We start from the raw sequence: 24,351 nt of genomic DNA, 5'->3' as shown, positions 1-24,351 counted from the left end.
TCCATCGATTCCCCCCTGCAGACGATGTCGCCCCCCACTTTGGTCGCAAGCGGCAGAAGCTGCACTTTACGTTAACGTCAACTTTGCCTAGTCTTCTTAGCATTCCGCCAGCCGCTGCCTCGACGGCCGCTGATCGGCTTTTTCAGCCCTACATCACCGCCGATGGTCGTGGTCTTGACCGCCACCGCAACGACCATTCAAGACGCTTTGGAGCCCGCCATGTTCAGCCCCTATACCCCGCTCGATTTTGGCCTCGATGAAACCCTGGTCATGCTTCGCGATCAGGTGAATGCCTTTGCCCGCGACGAGATCGCCCCTCGCGCCGCCGAGATCGACGAGCGCAACGAATTTCCCGCTGATCTGTGGCAGAAGTTCGGTGACATGGGCCTGCTGGGCATCACCGTTCCCGACGAAGATGGCGGCAGCGGCATGGGCTACCTGGCCCACTGCATCGCCATGGAGGAAATCTCCCGTGCCAGCGCATCCGTCGGACTGTCCTACGGCGCCCATTCCAACCTGTGCGTCAATCAGCTGAAGATCAACGCCAACGCCGAACAGAAGGCCAAGTACCTGCCCAAGCTGATATCCGGCGAGCATGTGGGCGCACTGGCCATGTCCGAGCCGGGAGCCGGGTCCGATGTGGTGTCCATGTCGCTGCGCGCGCGCAAGGAAGGCGATCGCTACATCCTTAACGGCAACAAGATGTGGATCACCAATGGCCCTGACGCCGATGTGCTGGTGGTCTATGCCAAGACCGACCCGGACGCCGGGTCCAAGGGCATCACCGCCTTCATCATCGAGAAAGGATTCGACGGTTTCTCGACCGCCCAGAAGCTCGACAAGCTGGGGATGCGGGGTTCCAACACCTGTGAACTGGTGTTCGAGGACTGCGCGGTCCCCGCGGAGAACGTGCTGGGCGAAGTCGGCAAGGGCGTGCGCGTGCTGATGAGCGGCCTCGACTACGAGCGCACCGTGCTGGCGGCGGGCCCTATCGGCATCATGCAGGCCGCCATGGATGTGGTCGTGCCCTACATCCACGAACGCAAGCAGTTCAACCAGTCCATCGGCGAATTCCAGCTGGTGCAGGGCAAGATTGCCGACATGTACACCACCCTGAACGCCTGCCGCGCCTACCTGTATGCGGTGGCCGCGGCCTGCGATCGCGGTCAGACGTCACGCAAGGACGCCGCCGGGGTCATTCTCTACTGCGCCGAGAAGGCTACCCAGGTGGCACTGGATGCCATTCAGCTGCTGGGCGGCAATGGCTACATCAACGAGTACCCGACGGGTCGCCTGCTGCGCGACGCCAAGCTGTACGAGATCGGCGCGGGCACCAGTGAGATTCGGCGCATGCTGATCGGCCGCGAGCTGTTCAACGAGTCCGCCTGAACCCGACGTTGACCCCGGAGCAGAGCGCGTTCAGCGCCTTGTGAATGCTGGCGTACGTCGCCCCTCTTTTGCCTACGGAGCCACCAGATGGCCATGTTGGATACCGCAATCAATCCGCGTTCCGAAGACTTTGTGGCTCGGGATGCGGCCATGCGTGCCGAGGTCGGCAAGCTGAACGAACTGACCGACGCCATTCGTCGCGGCGGCGGTGACAAGGCACGCAGTCGCCACGAATCCCGCGGCAAGCTGTTTGTACGCGACCGCATCGATCACTTGATCGACGAGGGGTCGCCCTTTCTGGAGCTGTCGGCCCTGGCCGCCCACGGCGTGTACGACAGCGATGTGCCGGCGGCAGGCCTGGTTACCGGGATCGGTCGTATCAGCGGCGTCGAGTGTGTGATCGTAGCCAACGATGCCACCGTGAAGGGCGGCACCTACTTCCCGCTGACGGTGAAGAAGCATCTGCGTGCCCAGGAAGTCGCCCGCAAGCATCGCTTGCCCTGCGTTTACCTGGTCGATTCCGGCGGTGCCTTTCTGCCACGCCAGGACGAGGTGTTCCCCGACAGAGACCACTTCGGCCGCATCTTCTATAACCAGGCCACCCTATCGGCCGAGGGTATTCCCCAGATCGCCGTGGTCATGGGCTCCTGCACCGCCGGGGGAGCCTACGTGCCCGCCATGGCGGACGAGTCCATCATCGTGCGCGAACAGGGCACCATCTTTCTTGGCGGTCCGCCCCTGGTCAAGGCTGCCACCGGTGAAACCATCAGCGCCGAGGATCTTGGCGGCGCCGATGTCCACGCCAAGATCAGCGGCGTTGCCGACCACTACGCCGACAATGATGCCCATGCCCTGCAGCTCGCCCGGCGCTGTGTCGCCCGACTGAACTGGCAGAAGCGTGGCCGACTGGCGATGCAGCCACCGCGTCCTCCCGCTCTCGATCCGGCCGAGCTGTACGGTATCGTCGGCACCGACCTGAAGAAGCCGTTCGACGTACGTGAGGTCATCGCCCGCATTGTCGACGGTTCCGACTTCGACGAGTTCAAGCGCTACTACGGCGATACGCTGGTCACCGGCTTCGCCCATATCCACGGCCACCCCGTTGGCATCGTGGCCAACAACGGCGTGCTGTTCTCTGAAAGCGCGGTCAAGGGCGCCCACTTTATCGAGCTGTGCGCCCAGCGCGGCATTCCCCTGGTGTTCCTGCAGAACATTACCGGCTTTATGGTCGGTTCGAAGTACGAGCATGAAGGCATTGCCAAGCACGGCGCCAAGCTGGTCACTGCGGTGGCCTGTGCCCGCGTGCCCAAGTTCACGGTGCTGATCGGCGGCAGCTTCGGTGCCGGCAACTACGGCATGTGCGGCCGCGCCTTCGAGCCCAACCTGCTGTTCATGTGGCCCAACGCCAGAATCTCGGTGATGGGGGGCGAGCAGGCGGCCGGGGTGCTGTCCCAGGTCAAGCGCGAGCAGCTGGAACGCGCCGGGGAGTCCTGGACAGCAGAGCAGGAAGAGGCCTTCAAGCAGCCGACCCGAGAGCAGTACGAGCACCAGGGCCACCCCTACTACGCCAGCGCGCGGCTTTGGGATGACGGCGTCATCGACCCTGCCCAGACCCGCGACGTGCTTGGGCTGTCACTGGCCGCCGCGATGAATGCCGAGATCGAAGAGACGCGCTTCGGCGTCTTCCGCATGTAACCGAGGATGCAGACATGTCTCAGACATCGACACTAGACATTGATGCCAGGGGGGTGGCCTGGCTGACGCTGACGCGTCCGGAGGTCCATAACGCCTTCGATGATGCCTTGATCGGCGAGCTCAATCGCCACCTGGACCGAGTTCGCGCCGCCGCAGAGCGCGGCGAGGTCCGGGTCATGGTGCTCGGCTCGGAGGGCAAGAGCTTCTCCGCCGGTGCCGACCTCAACTGGATGAAGCGCATGGTCGACTACAGCGTCGACGACAACCTGGCCGATTCCCGCGAGCTGTCGCGCCTGATGCACGGACTGGACACCCTGCCCTGCGTCACCCTGTGCCGGGTACAAGGTGCCGCCTTTGGCGGAGCCGTGGGCCTCGCCGCCTGCTGCGATATCGTGCTGGCGTCCCAGCGCGCCAAGTTCTGCCTGTCCGAGGTCAAGATTGGCCTGTCGCCAGCTGTCATCAGCCCTTACGTGCTGCGCGCCATCGGCAGCCGCCAGATGCGCCGCTATGCGCTCAGCGCAGAGGTGATGGACGCCACGACAGCTCAGGCACTGGGTCTGGTGCACACGGTCGTTGAACCCGAGGCCCTGGACCACGCGGTGGAGAGCATGCTCGAGACCCTGCTGGCCACCTCTCCCCAGGCCAGTCGAGCGACCAAGGCCTTGCTCGCTGAGGTCGCTCGAGCGCCGGACGAACAGGCCACACGGGAGCGCACCTGCCTGGTCATCAGCCGCCTGCGCGTCAGCGACGAAGGCCAGGAAGGGCTTTCCAGCTTCCTCGACAAGCGCCGCCCTGCCTGGGCGGGCACCTCCAACCATAGCGGGAGCGCCTCATGAGCTCGACCCCCACTGCTGACCAGCTGCGCTTCGACACCCTGCTGGTGGCCAATCGCGGTGAGATCGCCTGCCGCGTGATGCGTACCGCACGCGCCATGGGCCTGAAGACCATCGCCGTCTATTCAGATGCGGACGCCGACGCCCGCCACGTGCGCGAAGCCGACGAAGCCATCCATATCGGCCCGGCGGCCGCCCGGGAAAGCTACCTGGATATCGCCAAGGTGATCGACGCTGCTCGCCGCAGCGGCGCCGACGCCATTCATCCGGGCTATGGTTTCCTGTCGGAAAACGAGGCCTTTGTGCGGGCCTGCGAGGACGCCGGCATTGTCTTCGTCGGTCCTCCCGCGGCCAGCATCAAGGCGATGGGCGACAAGTCCGCCGCCAAGGCACGCATGATGGATGCCGGCGTACCGTTGGTGCCTGGCTACCACGGCGATGACCAGGACGACGCTCTGCTCAAGCGCGAGGCGGACGCCATCGGCTACCCCGTGCTGCTCAAGGCCAGCGCTGGCGGCGGCGGCAAGGGTATGCGCGTGGTCGAAAGCGGCAGCGAATTTCAGGCGGCGCTGGAAGGCTGCCGCCGGGAATCCAGAGCCGCTTTCAATGACGATCGCATGCTGATCGAGAAGTACCTGACCCAACCCCGCCACGTTGAGGTGCAGGTGTTCTGCGACCGCCACGGCAATGGGGTGTACCTGTTCGAACGAGACTGCAGTGTCCAGCGCCGTCACCAGAAGGTACTGGAGGAAGCGCCCGCTCCCGGCATGACGGCGACGCTACGACGTGCCATGGGCGATGCCGCGGTTCGCGCCGCCCAGGAGATCGGTTACGTCGGCGCGGGCACCGTGGAATTCCTGCTCGACGCGACGCCCGGCGCTTCGCAACAGCAGGACGGCGCCTTCTATTTCATGGAAATGAACACGCGGCTGCAGGTCGAGCACCCGGTGACCGAGATGATCACTGGCCAGGACCTGGTGGAATGGCAGCTGCGGGTGGCGATGAATGAGCCGCTGCCGTTGCGCCAGGACCAGCTGTCCATCGATGGCCATAGCTTTGAGGCGCGCCTGTACGCCGAGGATGCCGACCAGGACTTTCTGCCTGCCACCGGCGTGCTCGATCGCTTCGCGCTGGATCTGGTCGGGGCCGACCTGAGCTCCGCTCAGGTGCGCCTGGATAGCGGGGTGGCCACTGGCGACACGGTATCGATGCACTATGATCCGATGCTGGCCAAGCTGATCACCCACGGCCCGGATCGTGCCTCTGCCCTGGCCAGCCTCAATCGCGCGCTGGCCGCCCTGGACGTGCAGGGAGTGATCACCAACCGAGGCTTCCTGCAGCGGCTGACGAACCACCCGGACTTTCAGGCCGCCCATCTCGACACCCGCTTTATCGAGCGCCATGAGGAAAGCCTGTTTGCCAGCCGCGGGCTGGACCAGCAGAGCCTGGCCAGCGCGGCCCTGGTGGCACTGCACCAATTGTCCCGGGAGTCGGAAAGTGACTCTCCCTGGGATCGCCACGATGGCTTTCGCGTCAATGGCCCCCGTCAAATCCGCATCGCGCTGTGCGATCCACGGGAGGCCGCTGAGGCCGAGCCATCCAGCCTGTGCGTGGTGGAGGGACGACACGCCGCCAGCGATCAGGCATGGCAGCTCAGCATCCGGGGTCCCGGGGAATCTCGTGCCGAGGTATCTGCCAGCCTGACTGAGCTGCCCGGCGACGCGGTGGCGATCACTCTGGACGGTCATCGCCGCCGGCTGCAGGCTCGCCTGCTGGGGCAAGGCCAGCAGCGTAATACCATTGTGCTGTCCAGCCCTGAGGGTGAAGTGCGCCTCTGCTGGCGTCGCATTGATGCCATCGATCATGGCCAGCACGAGGTGGAATCGACGCTCACCGCGCCGATGCATGGCACCGTCGTGGCACTGCTGGTGGCGCCTGGCGCCGCGGTCAGCAAGGGCGACGCGCTGATGGTCATGGAAGCCATGAAGATGGAGCACACGCTGACCGCGCCTGCCGACGGTTCGGTCGAGGCCTTTCGCTACGCCGCTGGCGACACCGTCGGCCAGGGCGATGTGCTGCTCGACTTCACTGCCCAGTCCGCCGACAGCGTGCATGACAAGGAGGCTCTCTGATGGCCTTTCCCGACAGTGTGCGGATTGTCGAGGTGGGCCCGCGGGACGGCCTGCAGAACGAGCCGGACCCGATCACCACGGCAACCAAGCTCGAACTGATCGAGCGTCTGGCCAAGGCCGGACACTGCCATATCGAGGCGGCCAGCTTCGTCTCCCCCAAGTGGGTGCCGCAGATGGCCGATCATCGCGAGGTCATGCGGGCCCTGATGCAGGAGGGAGCAGCACAGCCCGGACGGCGCTATTCGGCGTTGACGCCAAACCTCAAGGGGCTGGAGGCCGCCATCGAATGTGGCGTGCAGGAAGTCGCGGTGTTTGGCGCGGCCTCTGAATCGTTCTCGCAGAAGAACATCAACTGCTCCATCGCCGAATCACTCGAGCGCTTTGCCCCGGTGGTCGAACGTGCCAAGGCCGAGGGCATCCAGGTACGGGGGTATGTGTCCTGTGTCCTGGGCTGTCCCTATGAGGGTGACATCGCGCCTGGGCAGGTGGCCAAGGTGGCACGAGCGCTGGATGAGATGGGCTGCTACGAGGTATCGCTGGGCGATACCATCGGCACCGGCACGCCGCTGAAAGCCCGGCGCATGCTCGAAGCCGTCGCCCGGGATGTGCCGGTCACCCGACTTGCGGCCCATTTCCATGATACCTATGGCCAGGCCCTGGCCAACCTGGTGGCGGTGCTCGAAGACGGTGTCCAGGTCATCGACAGCTCGGTGGCCGGCCTTGGAGGCTGTCCCTACGCCAAGGGCGCCAGCGGCAACGTCGCCACCGAAGACGTGGTGTATCTGCTGGAAGGACTCGGCATCGACTGCGGGGTCGATCTCGCTCGCATTGCCGCCGTCGGTGACTGGATCACCCGCACCATCGGCCGCCCGAATCGCTCCAAGGCGGGGGTGGCGATGGTCGCCAAGGGCTAACGAACACCTGAGCGATCGGCGGCGCCATCAGGAACCGCTGATCGCTGATGCCCGCTTTCTGAATCCTGTCCTCGGCGCCCTGCTCGCGGTGTTTTGCTCGCTATGCGGCGCCGCGGACATGCTACTATCCAAGGTACGCGAAGCCTTTATCCAAGGTACGCGAAGAAAGAGGCATTGCCATGAGTAGCGAAGGGCAGCTCGTACTGGAACAGATTCAACAGCAGCTGACGACCTCCATCGAGGCTGCGGAAACGGTCGGCTGGGATGACGTCGAGGTGACGCCATCGGGTACCATCGTGGTCCGCAAGTACGCCAGCAAGGACGCCGCTGAACTGGAGCGGCAGCGGCTTGATCACGATATTCTCTAGCGCCAGTCGCTGACCATGATCGGCCTGCTGATCTTTCCCGTATTGGTCTGCGGCTACATCTACATCACCGAAAGCCCCAGAGAGCAGATTCGCATCAGCCTCTATCATGGCTGGCTGTTGTACATCCGGGCTGCCAAGTTCGGCATTCTGATCGTTGCCTTCGTTGCGGCACTTTTTGGCTATCTGCTTCCTGCCATTGGCACGTCCATCGAGCACTGGACAGGCATTACCCTTCTACCTGACACCCACCTGTTTCTGTACCTGGCAAACCTGATGGGGTCGGGCCTGTACCCGGGTAGTCAGCTCGATCCGTCCACCCTGGCATCGTTGCAGTTGGCGTCCCTGTCCTTCTGCTCCATCGTGCTGACCTGGCTGACCGCTTTCACCTGCCAACGGGTCAACTGGCTAGGTGCCCAGAGGCTTCGTCGGGCCAGAAAGCGACAAGTGGAGCTGCTGCTCGAAGATAAGGCCCCCATCGAACACCAGCTCATCACCATCAAGACACAGGCCAAGATTGACTTCGCCCACAATGCCGCGATCTACCGTGCCAGACGAGACGTCTTGTCCCATCTACGCTGCGGAAAGATCAAGCGACATGACCCGGAGGACAGGGCGGCACTGGCCGCGATACTGAAACGGCTAACGTATCGACAGGTCACCTACGCTCTAATTAGTCTCGAGAACGATAAAGTCTACATCGGGCTACCTACCCTGCTACCGGAGCCAGATGAAGAAAGCGTGATTTCCCGAGGCATTGGTGTGATTCCGGTACGCTCGGGATATCGAGACAAAAGGCGTCGTATCGTCATTACCGGCGGACACGACTTTGATCTGGCCGCCCCGCTACCGACCAATACACTGTCGCTGACACGAGACAAGATCATCTCTATTTCGGGCTTTACCTTTCCCAGTCGTCCCTACCCTCGACTGCTTCCCCCCAGCGATATCAGCGACACGCCAGTCACGAGCTCCCGCCGCACCATTCGCTGATCCAGTGTCGCGACGACCTGGCTTCACCTACCCCAGGCAAGCGTTTACACCGCGCCTTGTGATTCGCCTTGCAGCCGCCTAGCGTGTGGATCAAAGGTCTCTGTTTTCACCACAATTTTCACCACAATTTTCACAACAAGGAAGTCACCATGTCCCCGGTTCTCGCCTTCAGCTTGATAGCGGCGCTCGGTATCGGTGCGCAGTGGCTGGCGTGGCGCTGGAAAGTGCCCGCCATTGTCCTGCTGCTGCTTAGCGGTGTGCTCATCGGCCCGGTCAGCGGGGTGCTCGACCCCCACGCCGTCTTCGGCGACCTGCTGGAACCCCTGGTCGCCGTTGCCGTGGCCATGATTCTGTTCGAGGGCGGTCTTACCCTCAACCTGACCCGCCTGAGAGGAGCAGAGCTCGCCGTCAAGCGTCTGGTGTTTCTCGGCGGGCCGCTGGTCTGGGGCCTGGCCACGCTGTCGGGACACTACATCGGCGGTCTGTCCTGGGCCTCGGCATCGGTGCTGGGCGGCATCCTGATCGTGACCGGCCCCACGGTCATCATCCCGCTGCTGCGCCAGGCCAGTCTCAAGCGGCGTCCCGGTGAGATCCTGCGCTGGGAGGCGATTCTCAACGATCCGGTCGGTGCTCTGGCAGCGGTGCTGGCCTTCGAGATCACCATCGTGATGTATTCATCCCACGACCTGTCGGTGACTCTGGGCCATATGCTGCTGGGCATTGTCGTCGCCACCGCGGTCGGACTGGCCACGGCCTGGGGCTTGATACGCGCGATCAAGGCCGGACAGATTCCCGAATTCCTGAAAGTCCCGGTCATGATCTTTCTGGTCATGGCGACCTACACGCTGCCCAACGCCCTGCTCCATGAAAGCGGGCTGCTGGCGGTCACGGTGATGGGGGTAGTGATCGGCAATTCGTCGCTGTCGTCCCTGGACGAGATTCGACGCTTCAAGGAGAACATCACCGTCCTGCTGGTGTCGGGCGTGTTTATCCTGCTGGCCGCCCAGGTGGATCTTGGCACCCTGGCCACCCTGAGCATGCGCGAGTATGTGTTCGTCGCCGTCGTGCTGCTGCTGGTCAGGCCAGTGGCAGTATTCCTGGCCTTGATCCGGGTCGACCTGCCCTTCTCGGAAAAGCTGATCGTGGGTTGGATCGGCCCGAGAGGCGTGGTGGCGGTAGCCATCGCCGGGTTGTTTGGAGCCCGCCTCAGCGATGTTGGCGTCGAGGACGCCGCCCTGCTCTCGCCACTGGCGTTTGCCATTGTCGCCGTGACCGTACTGCTGCATGGCTTTTCGCTGCAGCCCTTGGCACGCCGGCTCAAGTTGCAGTCCACCGACACCAAGGGGCTGCTGATCGTCGGCGCCAATCCCTTTACCGCGGCCCTGGCCGAGGCAATTCAGGCCCAGGGAAGACCGGTGCTGATCGCGGACCGCAACTACAATCACCTGCGCCAGGTCAGAGGACGCGATATCCCGACCTACTACGGCGAAGTGCTCACCGAGGAAGCCGAGCTGACGCTGGAGCTCAATCGCTTCGACAGTATGGTTGCGCTGACCGACAACGATGACTACAACGCGCTGCTGTGCATGCACTACGCTCCGGAGTTCGGACATCACCGGGTCTATCGCTTTGCTCCCGGCGGAGGCGTCGGCGGCGACCAGCTCGAACAGACGCTGGGAGGGCGTTTCTTCGCCAAGGAGCTCGACTATGAAGAGGCCAATTCACGGATTCGCCAAGGCTGGTGCGTGCGCCTGACACGCCTTAGCGACAGCTACTCGTTCGACGACTATCGCCGAGACAACCCGGATGCTCGGGTGATCTCCGCCTATGCCGAAGACGGCGACGTCAGGGTCATGCACAAGGACGAGAGCTTCGATGCGGACACCGGTGAAACCTTGCTCGCCCTGGTGCCCGACGACACCCATGAAGACAAGGCCCAGCGCCAGCGCACCAGGCAACAGCGCGCCTCGGCTCAGCCGTCAGCCAACACCAGGGATGAGAGCAACGTCAGCGATGACGGCGAGGCTCCAGACTCCGACTCAGGGTCCTGATGGCCCCGCCAGGTGCCATCACACCCTGGCGCCAGCGGCCGGGACGGCTCATCATGGACAGCGCCGCCGCGGAACTTAACGTTCCTCGAGCACACCAAGCTAAGGCGGCCAGCGATGGCCGCCACCCTCTGCGACAGGACTTTCGACAAGGAGAAACGTCATGAAGGTTTGCTGGATTCCCGCTGCTGCCCTCGCCCTGCTGGTAGCCGGCTGCGCTGGCACAGGACAGCAAGGAAATGAGCCCCCGGCAGATGAGGCAGCTTCACCCTCCGCCGATTACATCTGCCAGGATGGCAGCCAGTTCACGATTGTCTTCGACAGTCCCGATTCGGCGGAAGTCCGGATGCACGGCGATCGCTATCCTCTTGAGCGTCAGCCTGTCGCTTCGGGCATGAGCTACGCCTCGGAAAATGGCCAGCATGTGTTCCGCGGCAAGGGTAATGAAGCCACCTGGACAATTGGCAGGCGCATGCCGGTCAACTGCGAAGTCAGCGGTTAAGCCCCTTCATTCGCCTATCGCTGGGCTTATTACAACTGCTTGGCTTGCTAGAACCGCTTGGCTTGCCAGAACTGTCGATCTTGCCGGGGCAGGTAACGCTCCCCGGCCTGACCCTCAGCGCAGGATCATCACTACACAAGCTGCGGTCAGAGCGCCCATCAGCCCGTTGAACACTCGCCAGGCTCGGTCGGTCGTCAGCAGGCGGCCGATGGCGGTGCCAAACCCTGCCCACAGGGCAATGCACGGGAGCCCCACCAGTTCCGCCACGCCCGCGAGCAACAGGGCATTGACCCAGGGGTTACCACCGTCCGGCAGAAACCCGGCCATCAACGCGATGCCCATGACCCACGCCTTGGGGTTGGCAAACTGGAATGCCGCCGCCTGCACGAAGGTCAACGGGCGGGCATCGCCGACCCGCAGGTCCGGCGGCGGGGCCGTTGCGATCTTCCAGGCCAGGTACAACAGGTACAGGCTGCCAATCAGCTTGAGCCCGCCCTGCACCACCGGATAGCGCTCGAACACCACCCCGAGCCCGAGCGCAATCGAGGCGAACAGCACAAAACAGCCGCCCAGGATACCGAACAGGTGCGGCAGGGTACGCAGGAAGCCGTAGTTGGCGCCGGAGGCGGTCAGCATCACATTATTGGGACCTGGCGTGATGGTCATGGACACCATGAACAGCGCCGCGGGTAGCAGGTAGGCGAGCTGGCTAACGGTCTCTTCCACAATTGTACCCCTACATTTTTTGCATTATGGTGTGAATCACGGCAAATTGCCCCCATGAAAGAAAGCATACTCAGGCCACAATTGGCGTCAAAGGGTTTATTGTCACCATGACAATCTGGGTCCCCTCCCTCGAGCTCGACTCCCGATCGGCCCGCTATCGCCAGATCGCCGCGGCCATCGGTGATGCCATCGACCAAGGCCGACTCGCCGCCGGCGATCGACTGCCCCCGCAACGGACCCTGGCCGACGCGCTGGGCGTCACCGTGGGCACCATTACCCGCGCCTACTCCGAGGCGCAGCAGCGGGGCTGGGTGATGTCACGGGTGGGAAGTGGCACCTATGTCCGTGATACGGCCTCTCACGAGCCGCCTTTCAGCGTTCACGTCGCGGATGATCAGTCCGACGTGATTGACCTGAGCTTGAGCTTTGCGCCCCCCCATCCATGGCGCGACGAGTGCCTGCGCGACGCCTTGGTGGAGGTCAGCCAGGATCCCGCCGCTATTGCCATGGCGGCTGCCTACCAGCCGGATATCGGCACGACGGCCCACCGCCAGGCCCTCAGCCAATGGTTGGCGGCCCTTGGCTTCCCACTGCACGAGGTGCTGGCGGTCACCCAGGGAGGACAGCACGGCCTTGACCTGTGTCTAAGAGCCTTAACCCGCCCTGGCGACCATGTTGCCGCGGATGCCCTCACCTATCCTGGCTTCAATGCCGCTAGCCGCCATGCTCACCTGCGGCCCATGGCCATTCCGCTGGATGAGCATGGTCTGGACACCGATGCGCTGGAGCAGCGCTGCAGGCGACAGGTGCCCCGACTGATCTACGTCACACCGGATCAGAACAATCCCACCAGCGCGGTGATGTCGAGCGAACGACGTCAGCATCTCGCCGAGCTGGCCGAACGCTACGATTTCTGGGTGGTGGAAGATGCGGTGCAATATGTGCCGGCAGCGCAGCGGGGCCCTTCACTGGTCAGCCTGGTCCCCCATCGCACGCTACAGATATTCAGCACCTCCAAGATTCTCTCCGGCGGGCTGCGAGTCGGCACTCTGCAGATGCCAGCCACGCTGCGCGAGCGCATCGGCAGCCTGATGCGCGCCCAGAGCTGGATGTGTCCACCGCTGATGGCCGAAGTCGCCTGTCGCTGGATCGACTCACCTCGCTATACCACTTTGCTGGCCTGGCAGGAGCAGGAACTGGCCGCTCGCCAGCGGCTGGCTCAGAGCACCTTGGCCGACCTGGAACCGCGCAGTCTGCCCTATGGCGCCAACTTCTGGCTGCCGCTGCCAGAGGGCCGTCGCGCCAGCGAAGTACAGACGCTGTTGCAACGCGAAGGAGTGCTGGTCGCGACACCTGAGCCCTTCTGCAGCGGCAGCGACCCCGCACCACAGGCCATCCGTCTGTGTGTCGGCGCAGCCACCAGCAGAGCACGGCTGACAACGGCACTGACGACGTTGCGGCGGGTGCTTGACGAGGGCAACACCAGTCCCTGGGCCACCCTGTAGCCAAGTCTTTCGCCAAAGCGGCTGCCGTCCAGTCAGCTGCCGTTGCAGCGTAGAACTGCGGCCATGTCGTGCTGGAGCAGACACCTCCAGCGCAAAGCATGGAGCGTCTAATGTATATACATTAGACTCGAGGTAACGCCCGCTCATCGCGTCACCTCACAGGGAGTTCATCAGCATGCCCACCCTCGTCATCACCCCCGGTCAACTTCGCCTGGAGGACGCACGGCGCCAGCTGGAGAGCCCCCTCGCCATCGCCCTGCCGCCTACCGCCAAGGCCGCCATCGATGCCTCGGTCGAGGCGGTCAATGCGGTGATACGCGAAGATCGCACCGCCTATGGCATCAACACCGGTTTCGGCCTGCTGGCCCACACCCGTATCGATCGACACCGCCTGAACGACCTGCAGCGCTCGCTGGTGCTGTCCCATGCCACCGGCGTTGGCGAGCCGCTGGACGACGCTCTGGTGCGGCTGATCATGACCCTCAAGGTCAACAGCCTGGCCAGGGGCTTTTCCGGAATACGTCGGGAGGTGATCGAGGCCTTGATCACCTTGGTCAACGCCCAGGTGACACCGCTGATTCCGGCCAAGGGCTCCATCGGCGCCTCTGGCGACCTGGCGCCCTTGGCGCATATGAGCCTGGTGCTGCTGGGTGAGGGCCAGGCCCGCCATCGCGGTGAGGTGCTAAGTGGACGGGACGCGCTGGACCTTGCTGGCCTTTCCCCGCTGACCCTGGCCCCCAAGGAGGGGCTGGCGCTGCTCAACGGCACCCAGGTCTCTACCGCGCTGGCGCTCAAGGGGTTGTTCGAGGCGGAAGACCTGCTGGCAAGTGCGCTGGTCTGCGGTGCGCTGAGCGTCGAGGCCAGCCTGGCGTCACGGGTGCCTTTCGACGCGCGTATTCACGAGCTACGCGGCCAGCAAGGCCAGATCGACGTGGCACGGGTCTTCCGCGAACTGCTTGAGGATCAGAGCGCCGTGGGCAACTCCCACGCCAATTGCGACCGGGTCCAGGACCCCTACTCGCTGCGCTGCCAGCCACAGGTCATGGGGGCGGTACTGGATCAGCTGCGCCACGCCGCCCGCATCCTCGATATCGAAGCCAACGCCGTCAGCGACAACCCTCTGGTGTTTGCCGACAGCGGCGACATTCTGTCGGGCGGCAACTTCCACGCCGAACCTGTCGCCATGGTCGCCGACAACCTGGCCCTGGCACTGGCGGAGATCGGTGCCCTGTCCGAGCGCCGGATTTCACTGATGATGGATACTCATATGTCGCGGCTGCCGCCTTTTCTGGTCGACAACGGAGGTATCAACTCCGGCTTCATGATCGCGCAGGTGTCCGCCGCCGCACTGGCCAGCGAGAACAAGGCACTGGCTCATCCTCATTGCGTCGACAGCCTGCCGACCTCTGCCAACCAGGAAGACCATGTCTCGATGGCTCCTGCCGCGGCGCGCCGACTCGGGGACATGGCAGCCAACGTGAGAGGCGTGCTGGCCATCGAGTGGTTGGCCGCCTGCCAAGGGTTGGACATGCGCGATGGACTCACCACGACGCCGCTGCTGGAGCAGGCCAGACAAAGCCTGCGCCAGCACGTGGCGCACTACGATCACGACCGGTACTTCGCCCCCGACATACAGGTCGCCATCGAGTTGCTTGATCGTGGTGCGCTTTCTCAGCTGATATCAGGCGCCATTCTGCCCAGTCGAGCCTGATGGCTCGACACAGCGTGCCACGGCGAGCTAAACCCTAAGAATGATACCGACCATACCCTCTTGCCCTGCCTGCCGTTCATGCCATTCACGTTTAGTCAGGGCTTATGAGTCGACCTATCTCGTTGAAGATGCTGATTGAAGGATGCCCCGTAGCAACACCACGGCCCCGTCCTTGGCAGAGCGTCCTTGGGGGTTTCCTGGCTGCTATGTAACCGCATCGTAACCGCATCTCGGTGAGCTAACTCGGACAGACTGACTCTAGGGCCCTAACAGGAGCGACAGGGGGCGATAAGGAAAAACAAGGAGCGACAGAGAACGACAAGGCAGTACACAACAAGGCGGGCCCGCGTCTACCGACATTCTAGCCAGCGAGATATCAGCGATGACCCAAGACCCGCAGGGAAATGCGGCCGCCCGGCCGAGCATGAATGCCAATCAGACGCTCCCCCACGCCTTTGTCATCCTGTTTCTGCTGGCGGTGCTGGCCGCCGTGGTGACCTGGTTCATCCCCAGTGGCAGCTATGAGCGCGCCACCAACGCTCAGGGCCGTTCCGTTATCGTGGAAGGCACCTACCGGCTGATCGACAATCACGGCATCGGTCCTTTCGACTTCTTCAATGCCTTCTTCGAAGGCATGAAAAGTGGTTCCTCCATCATCTTCTTTCTGATTATTGTCGGCGGCACCTTTGGCGTCTTGCGCCAATCCCGTGCCGTGGAGGGGCTGGTCAACTTTCTGCTGGAGCGCCTGAAGGGCCGGGAGATTCTGATCATCCCACTGATGATGACCTTCTTCGCCGTGTGCTCCGGGACCTACGGCATGATCGAAGGCAGCATTGTCTACATTTTCATCCTGCTGCCCCTGGCACGCCGGGTGGGCTACGACGCCGTGGTCGCCGCCGCCATCCCGTTGATTGGAACCGCCATCGGCTACACCGGCTCCTTCCTCAATCCCTTCAATGTCGGTGTTGCCCAGAGCATTGCTGAACTGCCACTGTTTTCCGGCATGGGCTACCGCATCATCTGCTGGCTGGCCTTTGTCGCCGTCAGCATCGGCTACGTCATGCTCTATGCGCGCCGTGTTCAAGCCTCGCCGGATCGCAGCGTGGTCTATGGCCTGGCACCACCCGAGGCCAGCGAAGTCAGTGCCGAACACATCCACTTGACCCCTCGTCACCTGATCATCCTGGGCGCCTTTGCACTGGCATTGATTGCCATCATCGCCGGTGTCAGCGCCTTCGGCTGGTACCTCAAGGAAATGGCCGGGGTCTTCCTGGTGCTCGGCATCGTTACCGGCGGAGTTGCCGGCATGGGCGCCAACCGCCTGGCAGCCTCGTTTTCCACCGGGTGCAAGGACATGGTGGACGGTGCGCTGGCGGTAGGAATGGCCTTCACCATCGTCGTTATCGTCCAGCAAAGCGATACCATCGACACCATCATCCACGCCCTGTCGTCCATCATCGGCGACACCTCCTCCAGCGCCGCTGCCCTGGGCATGTTTGCGATGCAGAGCGCGATGAACTTCATCGTTACCTCCGGCAGCGGCCAGGCCGCCCTGACCATGCCCATCATGACGCCGCTGGCCGACCTGGCCGAGGTCAATCGGCAGGTGGCCGTGCTGGCATTCCAGTTTGGCGACGGCATCTCCAATGCGTTCACCCCGACAGCAGGCTGGCTGATGGCTGGCCTGACCATCGCGGGCATTCCCTGGACCCGCTGGATTCGTTTCATGCTGCCTTTGATCGCGCTGCTGTATGGACTGGGCGCGCTACTGGTCCTGCTGGCCACCACGGTCGTGTGGCCTGCTGCCTGACACCTGCGAGGAGACAAGGGTTGGCCGATATCGCGTTACCTGCCAGCGTGCCCATGATCGAACGCCTGGTGGCTTTTGATACCACGAGTCGACACTCGAATCTGCCGATGATCGAGTTCATCGCAGGCTGGCTGGAACGGCGAGGCGTGACCGTCACGCTGTGTCGTAACGGCACGGGCGACAAGGCCAACCTTATCGCCGAATTTGGACCCAGGGAGGCGCCGGCGATCATCGTCTCGGGACACTCCGATGTGGTGCCCGCGGACGGCCAAAACTGGCAGATCACCCCACCCTTTACTCCGCGTCGACACCGGAGCCGGCTTTACGGCCGCGGCACCGCTGACATGAAAGGATTTGTTGGCGTCGCGCTGACCCGACTGACGGCCTGGCACCAGCGACATCGCTCACGCCATGGGGTCATCCTGGCCCTGTCCTTCGATGAAGAGGTGGGCTGCCAGGGCGCCCCGCTGATGCTGCCAGTGCTGGCCAGGCAACAGGAGCGACTAAGAGGCGTCATCATCGGCGAACCCACCGAGATGCGCGTTGCCACTGCTCACAAGGGCCACGTGGGTCTTCGCGCTGTCCTGAACGGCGTCGGTGGCCATTCCGGCTATCCAGAACGCGGCATCAATGCCATCGACCTGGCCGCCGATGTGCTACTTGATCTGCGCCAGCTGGCTCAGGAAAAACGCCAGCAGGCCCTGCACGACATTCGGTTCGACCCTCCCTGGTCCACCGTGCACGTCGGCACCATTCACGGCGGCACCGTCCTTAACCGCATCCCGGAACGCTGCGAGATGGATATCGAGATGCGCTGCCTGCCCGATCAGCGTGTCGAGGAACTGCGCGAGTACCTGCAAAGGCTCTATCCGCCTTCCGCAGTTGGTGACCCGCTGGAATCCAAGATCGATGCATCCCGACCTCATGGATGCCTGAGCACGGACTCTCACGACACGGGCTCTCACAGCACGGCCTCTTTGCCCGGGGCCTGCGCCTCATTTCCTATTGAACCACCGTCCCCCGCTGGGTCGGCAACAGACACAACGCAGGCCGGCCGAACTCAGCGCGGAGCCCTGAAGCTCGAAAGCCTGGGGCACTATCCGGCACTTGATGAGCGGCGCCGCGAGTTCCCCCGCTGGATCGCCGACCTGGCCGGCAGCCCCGCCCAGCCTATGGCGCTGGGGTTCGGCTGTGAGGGCGGGCTGTTTGCCCAGTTGGGTGCGCCGACGGTCATCTGTGGCCCCGGCAGCATCCACCAGGCCCACCGGCCCGATGAATACATCACCTTTGAGCAGGTCATTCAGTGCGAGCAGTTCTTCACCCGTCTATTGGCAGCGCTCGCCTTCCCGATTCCTGGCTCAGCTGAAGCGGAGTGCACATGAACCTACGTATACATCCTGACACCATCGTCAATGACGACGTTGTGGCAGACTTTCAGCGAGACGGCGCCATCTGCCTACGGGGCATCTTCTGTCCAAAAGAACTCGCCCGACTGGCAGATGGCATCGAGCACAACATCCGGCACCCGAGCCCTCGCGCCAAGGTGGCCAGTCGTCCAGACGATCCAGGCTGGTTCTTCGAGGATTTCTGCAACTGGCAAGACAACCCGGCCTATCGTCACTTTATCTTTGACTCGCCCTTGGGGTTGATCGGCCAGCGACTGATGGGCTCGCGCCAGGTACGCCTCTACCATGACCATGTGCTGGTCAAGGAGCCGGGTACACGACAGCGCACGCCCTGGCACCAGGATCAGCCCTACTACAACGTTGAGGGTCATCAGAACCTGAGCATGTGGCTGCCGGTCGACCCGGTACCGCGGGCCTCAACCCTTGAATTCGTGGCGGGGTCGCACAAGGGGCCGTGGCTGATGCCCCGCACCTTTATGGACAATGAAGCGAAGTGGTTCCCTGAAGGCAGTCTTGCCGACCTGCCTGACATCGAGGCTCACCGCGAGCGTTACCCCATTGTGGGCTGGGCGCTGGAGCCCGGCGACGCCGTGTTCTTCAATATGCTGACGCTGCATGCGGCAGGTGGGGTCAGGGGGCCGCAACGTCGCCGCGCCTTCTCCGTCCGGCTGCTCGGCGATGACATGGTCCACGCCCCGCGACGCTGGACGACCTCTCCTCCTTTTCCAGGCCTGGATGAACAGCTGCCGGCAGGAAGCCCCATGGATCACCCCTTGTTCCCATTGCTGGTCGAGTGATGGCTACCCCAGTGTCCTGACCTCTTACTGGGACACCATCTTTGCCACGACACCTTGAACAAGCCTCCTAGAACAGGACAACGCACCCTGCCGTGGCAGGGTGCGTATCGCCCGTCATCATTCGTGGAAAAGGTTGCTCTCCCCAAGCCATTGGCCGAGAGGGTTGTCACTGCCCCACTGGAAGCCAGAGGCCCAGGCAAGACCCGGCGCCTGGACACTGCTACTAGCTTGGGCGTCGATACTGGAGGTGGAATCGGCCCCTTGACCGCTGCTCGCCGGCACATGACTATCCAGTGTTGCCTCCATGGCAAACACTACATCGCCCTCGTCGGAGTCATCCAATAGATCGCTAATGCTGAGCGCTACCTCAACCGAACCGCTGCTTGTCAGCGTACCCTCCCCTACCTCGGCCACTCGCTCGGCATCCAGATCAAACGTGACGACCTTGTCACCAAAGCGCCCCTCCCAGCTGATAGTGGAACTGGCATCAAAGCCGGAACCCATATTCAAGAAGTAGCCTGCACTGGTGCCGGCATCAAAGCTGGCATTGAAGCTGTAGCCGCCCTGAAAGCTGGAACTGCTCTCGATCTGTCGATCTGACTCCACCTCAACAGCAGAAGCGAGAACACTGGCGTCGGGGGAAGCGGATGCACTGGCCACAGGAGCGACGAGCGCACTAACGTCAGAGGTAGCGACAGAGGGCTCTGCAGTTACGTCGTCATCTGTGCGATATGCCCGCGCAGACGTCACGGTAGGGTCATCCAGGATATCAATATGAAGCACGCCGGATGCGCTATCTCCTTCGCTTCCGTCAGTTGCGAAGCTATCGGTGATCGTATAGCCAATATCCAAATCTAACAGCCAGGGCCTGCTTAAATACTCCTTTCCCACACTGTCATGATCCAGAGGCTGGAACAGGGCCACTGTATAAGCGCCCTGCTCTAAATCACCATTCTGAACCAAGATGACGCGGTCACCATTCTCATCACGGCCCTCCAATTGACGTCCTGCACGCGAAATCGACCAACTCACCGAACTCCCACTTTCCGTTGTCAGGCCAGGAAGGTCGGGCAGATGCCAGGTGAAGCGGCCCGCTCCATCGAGGCCGACGTCGTAGCCCAATAATCCCTTCTCAACCTCCCCCCTGGCAATACGCGATTCGCGCATGGTCACCATGGGGCTTAAGCTACTGTTGCCGAAATCGGAATCAGGCGTCACTGGCCGGTCTCCAGGAACAAAGACCGTGAATACCTCCCTGGCTATATCTCCGTCACCGTCTATCGCGTCATATAGAATCGTCGCAAGCCCCCCAAAATCGCTATTCGGAGTAAAGGTGATCTCTCCCTCAGTGGTAAAACTGACCTGGCCAACCGCATCTCCCCCCTCCACCTCTGCTCTATAAAGAGCCAAGCCGTCCACCCGATCTATGTCATTCTCAAGCACATTCCTCGATACCGATAACGCTCCCTCTTCAGCATCAACGTGATCACTGCGTGCAAGAGGACGACTGTCGTTAACCTGTAAACGTAAGGCACTGGATGCCGTATTGCCCTCGCTGTCGGTCAGGATGTACTCCACATCGATAATAAGTGAGTTGCCACCATCAAACGAAAACCCGCTCTGTGACGTAGGGTTGGCATGATCCAGTGCTTCGTATAGAAAAGCCTTATAGCGGCCTGCCAGCACATCTTCTACCACGAGTCGAAAGACCGGAATGCGGTCTGCTGTTTCTGCGGTGAGTGTTAAGCCATCTTCCGATACTACGTAGGACAGTACCTCGCCGAGTGACGTCAATGTGGGCAAACTCTCCGTCGACCAGCGAAAAGCTCCCTCCGTCGCGGGCCTGAGCGCACCGAAACTATAATTCAGATATCCATGATAATAACTACTTTCTGGATATGGGTAGTAATCATGCCCATTAGGACTATAGACGTCATATTCACTCAACACTCGATATTCACTAAACGCCCCATTGCTGTCAGGTACAGATCGCGCACCAACATTCACTGAAGTCTGTGACATCGTATCCTCACCGTTCATATCCGCCTCAAGAAGAGCCACCAGGTACTATGGCCTACCCACTAGTTCCGGCCATACTCAAGCGTATGCGATGATGAGAATTTCAGCATTGTCCTATTGAACCCGCACGAGGGAATAATTCTTCACTTCAGCACACTTTGCTAGTCGATCACCACGCTAATATTTTTCATGCCAAGCCCATCAAATCTCTACTCCGATGCACCGACACGCTAATGCCCGAGTGAAGGTGGCGCGATAACAGACTTCACCTCAAAGGTTTGTTCCAATTTCAAGGGATCAGTCTTTTATGACTGGCCGAATATCTGCTCCTGGAAGCATAGATATCATGCACACCTCTTTTTAAGATCGTCGCGGCAGTGCATACATAGCGGACAATGTGAAACCCAAGCAATAGAACGCGCCAGCCAGATGACGGCAAAGACAGCGCCCTATTGTCCCCAATGGCGGAGCGACGACATCGCTATTCTCCCCTGCTGACAGGAGAGCTCTCTTCACTACCGTCCCGGCAGCGCTACCTAGGCAATGGTAGCTGGGGCGGCGGGCAGGCTTTTACCAATGGCGCTCTCGAAGTAGCTGAGGGAGGGTTCCGTCAGGCGAAACAGGCGCGCAGGTGGCCCCTTGCTGCTGACCGCTCGGGTGGTGCCGGTTTCCTCGAGCAGGCCTGCCTTGATCCAGCGGTTGATGACGGTTTGCTTCTTCACCTCGATACCGAAGGTGGCGTAGGCATCGACGATCTCACCGATGGTTACCTCCGACGGCAGCAGGTAGAGCAACAACGACGAGTACTTGATCTTGTTGACGAAGGCCTGATACGCACTGCTGACCAGCGTCAGGTGGTCAAACGGCAGAGGCACCCTGCTGTCCAACAGGTCCCACAGCGAGGCCCAACGCAGGTGATCCTGGAGGGCAAGACGATCGTTGTCGGTGCGATTGAACAGGCAAAGATGAGGAATGGTGACGGACCATCCTCGCGCTATGTCGCGGTAGAGACTGCCCTGGGCCCTGACCTGTTCCAGATAGCTGGGCGCTAGCCCCACCTTGTCGCGCAAGATACGATGCACAGCATCATCGAGACAGCTGTCTCCTCCTTCGCCTGGCTTCTGGGTCCGCTCCTGGGTCTGTGGCTGGATCGGTCCTTGGGACTGCTCGCGGATCCAGCCGCCGACCAGGCCATAGCTCCCAGGTTCGGGTGACGTCTCCCGCTTTCGCAACAGCACTTCCGGTGCCCGAGACTCTGGATGGAGCCGGATGCAGACGAAATCCAGGGTGACGATCATGGCGTACCTCAAGGCAGATGCTGTGCCGCCAGTGTAAAGGACACCGGACTACAGTCAAACTGTTTGACAAAAGAACATGCAGCACGCAGACTGCATTTAGTCAAAATACTTGACAGTATGGAGCGCCCCCATGAACGGCCTGCCCAGGTTCCCTGCTGGAAAGCGCAACCCGATGGTTGCCGGCGTCAATCGCTCGCTGTTCCGCGACGAGCTGATCACCAGCCTACTGGACACAGACGCCTACAAGATCCACATGATGCAGGTGGTCTTCGAGCGCTACCCCACTGCCTGGGTCAAGTACCGCTTTCACTGCCGCAGCCAGGAAAACCTGGCCGCCTACGCCGACGACGTCAGACAGGCGATCCTCAAGCTCCAGCGACTTCGCTTCAGCGATGACCAACTGCGTTACCTGCGCACACGCGGCGAGATCAAGCCTGCCTTTGTCGACTACCTCAAGCGCTTCCGCTTCGACCCGGCGCGACACGTCACAGTAGCCATCGACGCCGGCCAACTGGCGATCGAGGTCGAGGGGCCCTGGCTAGACACCATTCTTTATGAGATACCGGTCCTGGCCATCGTCAGCGAGATACGCAACCGTCGGCGCTTTGGAGAGGTCCCTGAGGAGGCGATCGGACGCACCCTGCGCCACAAGGTCGAGCGGCTCAAGACGGAAGTGCAGCGAAGGGGTCTGACCGAGTTCCGTTTCGCCGACTTTGGTACGCGTCGACGCTTCTCCTATGCCATCCAACGTGAAGTCGTCGAATACATGGTCAACGAGATTCCCGAGCACTTCGCGGGCACCTCGAACTACCATCTGGCCCGGGAGTTTCAGCTGCCGGCCATCGGCACCATGGCCCACGAATTCATCATGGCGCACCAGGCACTGGTGCCCGCGCAGGAAAGCCAGAGACGCGCCCTCGATGTATGGAGCGATGTCTATCGCGGCCAATTTGCCGTGGCGCTGACCGATACCATCTCATCCGATGCCTTCCTGAAGGACTTCGACGCCAGACGCAGCCAGCAGTACCAGGGAGTGCGCCACGACAGCGGCGACCCGATACGCTGGGGCGAAAAATTCATCTCTCACTTCGAGCGACTTGGTATCGATCCGATGGAGCGAACGCTGACCTTCAGCGACTCCCTGACCTTCGATAGAGCGCTCGACATCGCCCAACACTTCCAGGGCAGGACCCAGACCTTTTTTGGCATCGGCACCTATCTGACCAATGATCTCGGCGACTATGCCACCGAGCAGGGCGTCCCTTACACGCCGCTGAGCATCGTGATGAAGATGGTCGAGTGCAACGGCCAGCCGGTGGCCAAGATCTCCGACGACCCTGGCAAGAGCATGAGCATCGATGACACCTATGTGGCAACGCTGAGGCAGCATTTCGCCAGCGCGTGAGTCCATTCGTCAGAAGCCCCGCTAGTTGTGAAGCTGCTAGTCAGAAGCCCCGCTTCCCGGCAGAGCCTGTTACTCAGGAGCGTCCCATGAGCCAGATTGCCTCTTTCGATGTCGATGCCCAGAAGACCTTTACCCCGCTATGTCCCGACGAGCTGCCGGTAGCCGATGGCGATGCCATCGTGGACGAGCTCAACGCCCAGGCCAGGCTTGCCGATCTGCGTGTAGGCTCCCGGGACGCCCACCCGGCCAACCCGGTCTGGCTGGCGAAGCATCAGGATGAGCTGTTGACGCCGGTCGACAGCGCAATTGCCGGCCCCAATGTCGATGTCCGCTGGTACCGTCATGCGGTTGTCGGCACCCGCGGCTTCGAACTGCTGGACGGCCTGCCGCATCCGGTGGAGGGCTACGACTACATGGTCAGCAAGGGCCTCGATCCCGACTGCCACCCCTACGGCGCCTGCTTTCACGACTTGAATGATCGGGTCAGCACCGGTGTCATCGAATTCCTGCGGGGGCGCGGCGTCGACAGGGTGATCGTCGGCGGACTGGCCCTGGACTACTGCGTCGTCACGACGGTGATGCAGCTTCGCGACGCCGACTTTCAGGTTTACCTTAATCTGGCAGGTTGTCGCGGCATCGACCCGCAGCAATGCGAGCAGGCACTGGCCCGCATGCGCGGCGCAGGTGTGGTGGTGGCCGCCGACGCAGCAGAACTGGCCGCGCTGCTGTGACGACGCTTCCCACCCTGAGCTCTCGGGATGTTACCTTCTGAGCGTTTATCCTTTTCTGCTTCGAGATCGACC

The 24,351-nt window shown here is 62.1% G+C and carries 19 protein-coding genes; 16 read left to right on the top strand and 3 right to left on the bottom strand.

Annotated features, from left to right (window positions below):
• The first annotated feature begins 219 nt into the window (after positions 1-219).
• The 9 genes from KUW18_RS13600 to KUW18_RS13560 all read left to right on the top strand — a co-directional run bounded on the left by KUW18_RS13600 (position 220) and on the right by KUW18_RS13560 (position 10,871).
• A complete protein-coding gene (locus tag KUW18_RS13600; protein WP_222238258.1) occupies positions 220-1,389 on the top strand; it encodes an isovaleryl-CoA dehydrogenase in 1,170 nt (389 codons plus the stop codon).
• Between the two features lie 87 nt (positions 1,390-1,476).
• On the top strand, positions 1,477-3,084 hold the full coding sequence (locus tag KUW18_RS13595) for a carboxyl transferase domain-containing protein (protein WP_206937874.1): 1,608 nt from the start codon (positions 1,477-1,479) through the stop codon (positions 3,082-3,084).
• A gap of 14 nt (positions 3,085-3,098) precedes the next feature.
• The gene (locus KUW18_RS13590; protein ID WP_222561637.1) at positions 3,099-3,920 is read left to right on the top strand and encodes an enoyl-CoA hydratase-related protein; all 822 of its coding nucleotides are present in this window, start codon (positions 3,099-3,101) and stop codon (positions 3,918-3,920) included.
• Positions 3,917-6,049, top strand: coding sequence for an acetyl/propionyl/methylcrotonyl-CoA carboxylase subunit alpha (locus KUW18_RS13585; RefSeq protein WP_222561636.1), 2,133 nt, complete (start codon positions 3,917-3,919; stop codon positions 6,047-6,049). Before KUW18_RS13590 ends, KUW18_RS13585 begins: the two co-directional genes overlap by 4 nt.
• Entirely contained in the window at positions 6,049-6,963 is a 915-nt protein-coding gene (locus KUW18_RS13580) for a hydroxymethylglutaryl-CoA lyase (RefSeq protein WP_222561635.1), read from the top strand. Before KUW18_RS13585 ends, KUW18_RS13580 begins: the two co-directional genes overlap by 1 nt.
• A gap of 179 nt (positions 6,964-7,142) precedes the next feature.
• Positions 7,143-7,331, top strand: coding sequence for a hypothetical protein (locus KUW18_RS13575; RefSeq protein WP_206937860.1), 189 nt, complete (start codon positions 7,143-7,145; stop codon positions 7,329-7,331).
• Positions 7,332-7,346: 15 nt separating this feature from the next.
• Positions 7,347-8,321, top strand: coding sequence for a hypothetical protein (locus KUW18_RS13570; RefSeq protein ID WP_222561634.1), 975 nt, complete (start codon positions 7,347-7,349; stop codon positions 8,319-8,321).
• 149 nt (positions 8,322-8,470) lie between these two features.
• On the top strand, positions 8,471-10,372 hold the full coding sequence (locus KUW18_RS13565; protein WP_222561633.1) for a cation:proton antiporter: 1,902 nt from the start codon (positions 8,471-8,473) through the stop codon (positions 10,370-10,372).
• Between the two features lie 160 nt (positions 10,373-10,532).
• The gene (locus KUW18_RS13560; RefSeq protein ID WP_206937853.1) at positions 10,533-10,871 is read left to right on the top strand and encodes an MliC family protein; all 339 of its coding nucleotides are present in this window, start codon (positions 10,533-10,535) and stop codon (positions 10,869-10,871) included.
• A gap of 114 nt (positions 10,872-10,985) precedes the next feature.
• On the opposite strand, the gene KUW18_RS13555 is transcribed toward KUW18_RS13560, so the two are convergent.
• Complete coding sequence (locus KUW18_RS13555; RefSeq protein WP_222163239.1) at positions 10,986-11,546, bottom strand: LysE family translocator; 561 nt, start codon at positions 11,544-11,546, stop codon at positions 10,986-10,988.
• Between the two features lie 158 nt (positions 11,547-11,704).
• Between KUW18_RS13555 and KUW18_RS13550 the strand changes: the two genes are divergently transcribed.
• The 5 genes from KUW18_RS13550 (at position 11,705) to KUW18_RS13530 (ending at position 18,826) form a co-directional block, all read left to right on the top strand.
• Positions 11,705-13,102, top strand: a complete 1,398-nt coding sequence (locus tag KUW18_RS13550; RefSeq protein ID WP_222561632.1) for a PLP-dependent aminotransferase family protein — start codon at positions 11,705-11,707, stop codon at positions 13,100-13,102.
• A 175-nt stretch (positions 13,103-13,277) separates the two neighbouring features.
• On the top strand, positions 13,278-14,813 hold the full coding sequence (gene hutH / locus KUW18_RS13545) for a histidine ammonia-lyase (RefSeq protein ID WP_206937849.1): 1,536 nt from the start codon (positions 13,278-13,280) through the stop codon (positions 14,811-14,813).
• Positions 14,814-15,195: 382 nt separating this feature from the next.
• A complete protein-coding gene (locus KUW18_RS13540) occupies positions 15,196-16,623 on the top strand; it encodes a YfcC family protein (RefSeq protein ID WP_206937847.1) in 1,428 nt (475 codons plus the stop codon).
• Between the two features lie 20 nt (positions 16,624-16,643).
• On the top strand, positions 16,644-18,005 hold the full coding sequence (locus tag KUW18_RS13535) for a M20/M25/M40 family metallo-hydrolase (protein ID WP_206937845.1): 1,362 nt from the start codon (positions 16,644-16,646) through the stop codon (positions 18,003-18,005).
• Positions 18,002-18,826 (top strand): phytanoyl-CoA dioxygenase family protein, encoded by an 825-nt coding sequence (locus tag KUW18_RS13530; protein ID WP_206937843.1) that lies wholly within the window; start codon positions 18,002-18,004, stop codon positions 18,824-18,826. The genes KUW18_RS13535 and KUW18_RS13530 overlap by 4 nt, the downstream gene beginning before the upstream one ends.
• A gap of 117 nt (positions 18,827-18,943) precedes the next feature.
• Here KUW18_RS13530 and KUW18_RS13525 read toward each other — a convergent pair whose 3' ends face one another.
• Together KUW18_RS13525 and KUW18_RS13520 are read right to left on the bottom strand one after the other, a co-directional pair.
• Complete coding sequence (locus tag KUW18_RS13525) at positions 18,944-20,866, bottom strand: Ig-like domain-containing protein (protein ID WP_222561631.1); 1,923 nt, start codon at positions 20,864-20,866, stop codon at positions 18,944-18,946.
• A 515-nt stretch (positions 20,867-21,381) separates the two neighbouring features.
• Positions 21,382-22,143 (bottom strand): NUDIX hydrolase, encoded by a 762-nt coding sequence (locus KUW18_RS13520; protein ID WP_206937832.1) that lies wholly within the window; start codon positions 22,141-22,143, stop codon positions 21,382-21,384.
• A gap of 130 nt (positions 22,144-22,273) precedes the next feature.
• Between KUW18_RS13520 and pncB the strand changes: the two genes are divergently transcribed.
• Both pncB and KUW18_RS13510 read left to right on the top strand, forming a co-directional pair.
• A complete protein-coding gene (gene pncB, locus KUW18_RS13515; RefSeq protein WP_206937830.1) occupies positions 22,274-23,548 on the top strand; it encodes a nicotinate phosphoribosyltransferase in 1,275 nt (424 codons plus the stop codon).
• An 86-nt stretch (positions 23,549-23,634) separates the two neighbouring features.
• Entirely contained in the window at positions 23,635-24,279 is a 645-nt protein-coding gene (locus KUW18_RS13510) for an isochorismatase family protein (RefSeq protein ID WP_222561630.1), read from the top strand.
• The last annotated feature ends 72 nt before the right edge of the window (positions 24,280-24,351 follow it).

Origin of the sequence: Halomonas sp. DP5Y7-2, from assembly GCF_019802025.1 — a bacterium.
In the GTDB taxonomy this organism is placed as follows: Bacteria; Pseudomonadota; Gammaproteobacteria; order Pseudomonadales; family Halomonadaceae; genus Halomonas; species Halomonas litopenaei_A.
This window is presented reverse-complemented; position numbering and strand designations above follow the sequence as displayed.

What these genes read in the sequence shown, in the direction of transcription:
- KUW18_RS13565 (WP_222561633.1), top strand. Translation starts at nt 8,471, where the DNA reads ATGTCCCCGGTTCTCGCCTTCAGCTTGATAGCGGCGCTCGGTATCGGT.
- KUW18_RS13560 (WP_206937853.1), top strand. Translation starts at nt 10,533, where the DNA reads ATGAAGGTTTGCTGGATTCCCGCTGCTGCCCTCGCCCTGCTGGTAGCC.
- KUW18_RS13540 (WP_206937847.1), top strand. Translation starts at nt 15,196, where the DNA reads ATGACCCAAGACCCGCAGGGAAATGCGGCCGCCCGGCCGAGCATGAAT.
- KUW18_RS13530 (WP_206937843.1), top strand. Translation starts at nt 18,002, where the DNA reads ATGAACCTACGTATACATCCTGACACCATCGTCAATGACGACGTTGTG.
- KUW18_RS13570 (WP_222561634.1), top strand. Translation starts at nt 7,347, where the DNA reads ATGATCGGCCTGCTGATCTTTCCCGTATTGGTCTGCGGCTACATCTAC.
- KUW18_RS13575 (WP_206937860.1), top strand. Translation starts at nt 7,143, where the DNA reads ATGAGTAGCGAAGGGCAGCTCGTACTGGAACAGATTCAACAGCAGCTG.
- KUW18_RS13550 (WP_222561632.1), top strand. Translation starts at nt 11,705, where the DNA reads ATGACAATCTGGGTCCCCTCCCTCGAGCTCGACTCCCGATCGGCCCGC.
- pncB (WP_206937830.1), top strand. Translation starts at nt 22,274, where the DNA reads ATGAACGGCCTGCCCAGGTTCCCTGCTGGAAAGCGCAACCCGATGGTT.
- hutH (WP_206937849.1), top strand. Translation starts at nt 13,278, where the DNA reads ATGCCCACCCTCGTCATCACCCCCGGTCAACTTCGCCTGGAGGACGCA.
- KUW18_RS13520 (WP_206937832.1), bottom strand. Translation starts at nt 22,143, where the DNA reads ATGATCGTCACCCTGGATTTCGTCTGCATCCGGCTCCATCCAGAGTCT.
- KUW18_RS13580 (WP_222561635.1), top strand. Translation starts at nt 6,049, where the DNA reads ATGGCCTTTCCCGACAGTGTGCGGATTGTCGAGGTGGGCCCGCGGGAC.
- KUW18_RS13525 (WP_222561631.1), bottom strand. Translation starts at nt 20,866, where the DNA reads ATGAACGGTGAGGATACGATGTCACAGACTTCAGTGAATGTTGGTGCG.
- KUW18_RS13595 (WP_206937874.1), top strand. Translation starts at nt 1,477, where the DNA reads ATGGCCATGTTGGATACCGCAATCAATCCGCGTTCCGAAGACTTTGTG.
- KUW18_RS13510 (WP_222561630.1), top strand. Translation starts at nt 23,635, where the DNA reads ATGAGCCAGATTGCCTCTTTCGATGTCGATGCCCAGAAGACCTTTACC.
- KUW18_RS13585 (WP_222561636.1), top strand. Translation starts at nt 3,917, where the DNA reads ATGAGCTCGACCCCCACTGCTGACCAGCTGCGCTTCGACACCCTGCTG.
- KUW18_RS13555 (WP_222163239.1), bottom strand. Translation starts at nt 11,546, where the DNA reads ATGGTGTCCATGACCATCACGCCAGGTCCCAATAATGTGATGCTGACC.
- KUW18_RS13600 (WP_222238258.1), top strand. Translation starts at nt 220, where the DNA reads ATGTTCAGCCCCTATACCCCGCTCGATTTTGGCCTCGATGAAACCCTG.
- KUW18_RS13590 (WP_222561637.1), top strand. Translation starts at nt 3,099, where the DNA reads ATGTCTCAGACATCGACACTAGACATTGATGCCAGGGGGGTGGCCTGG.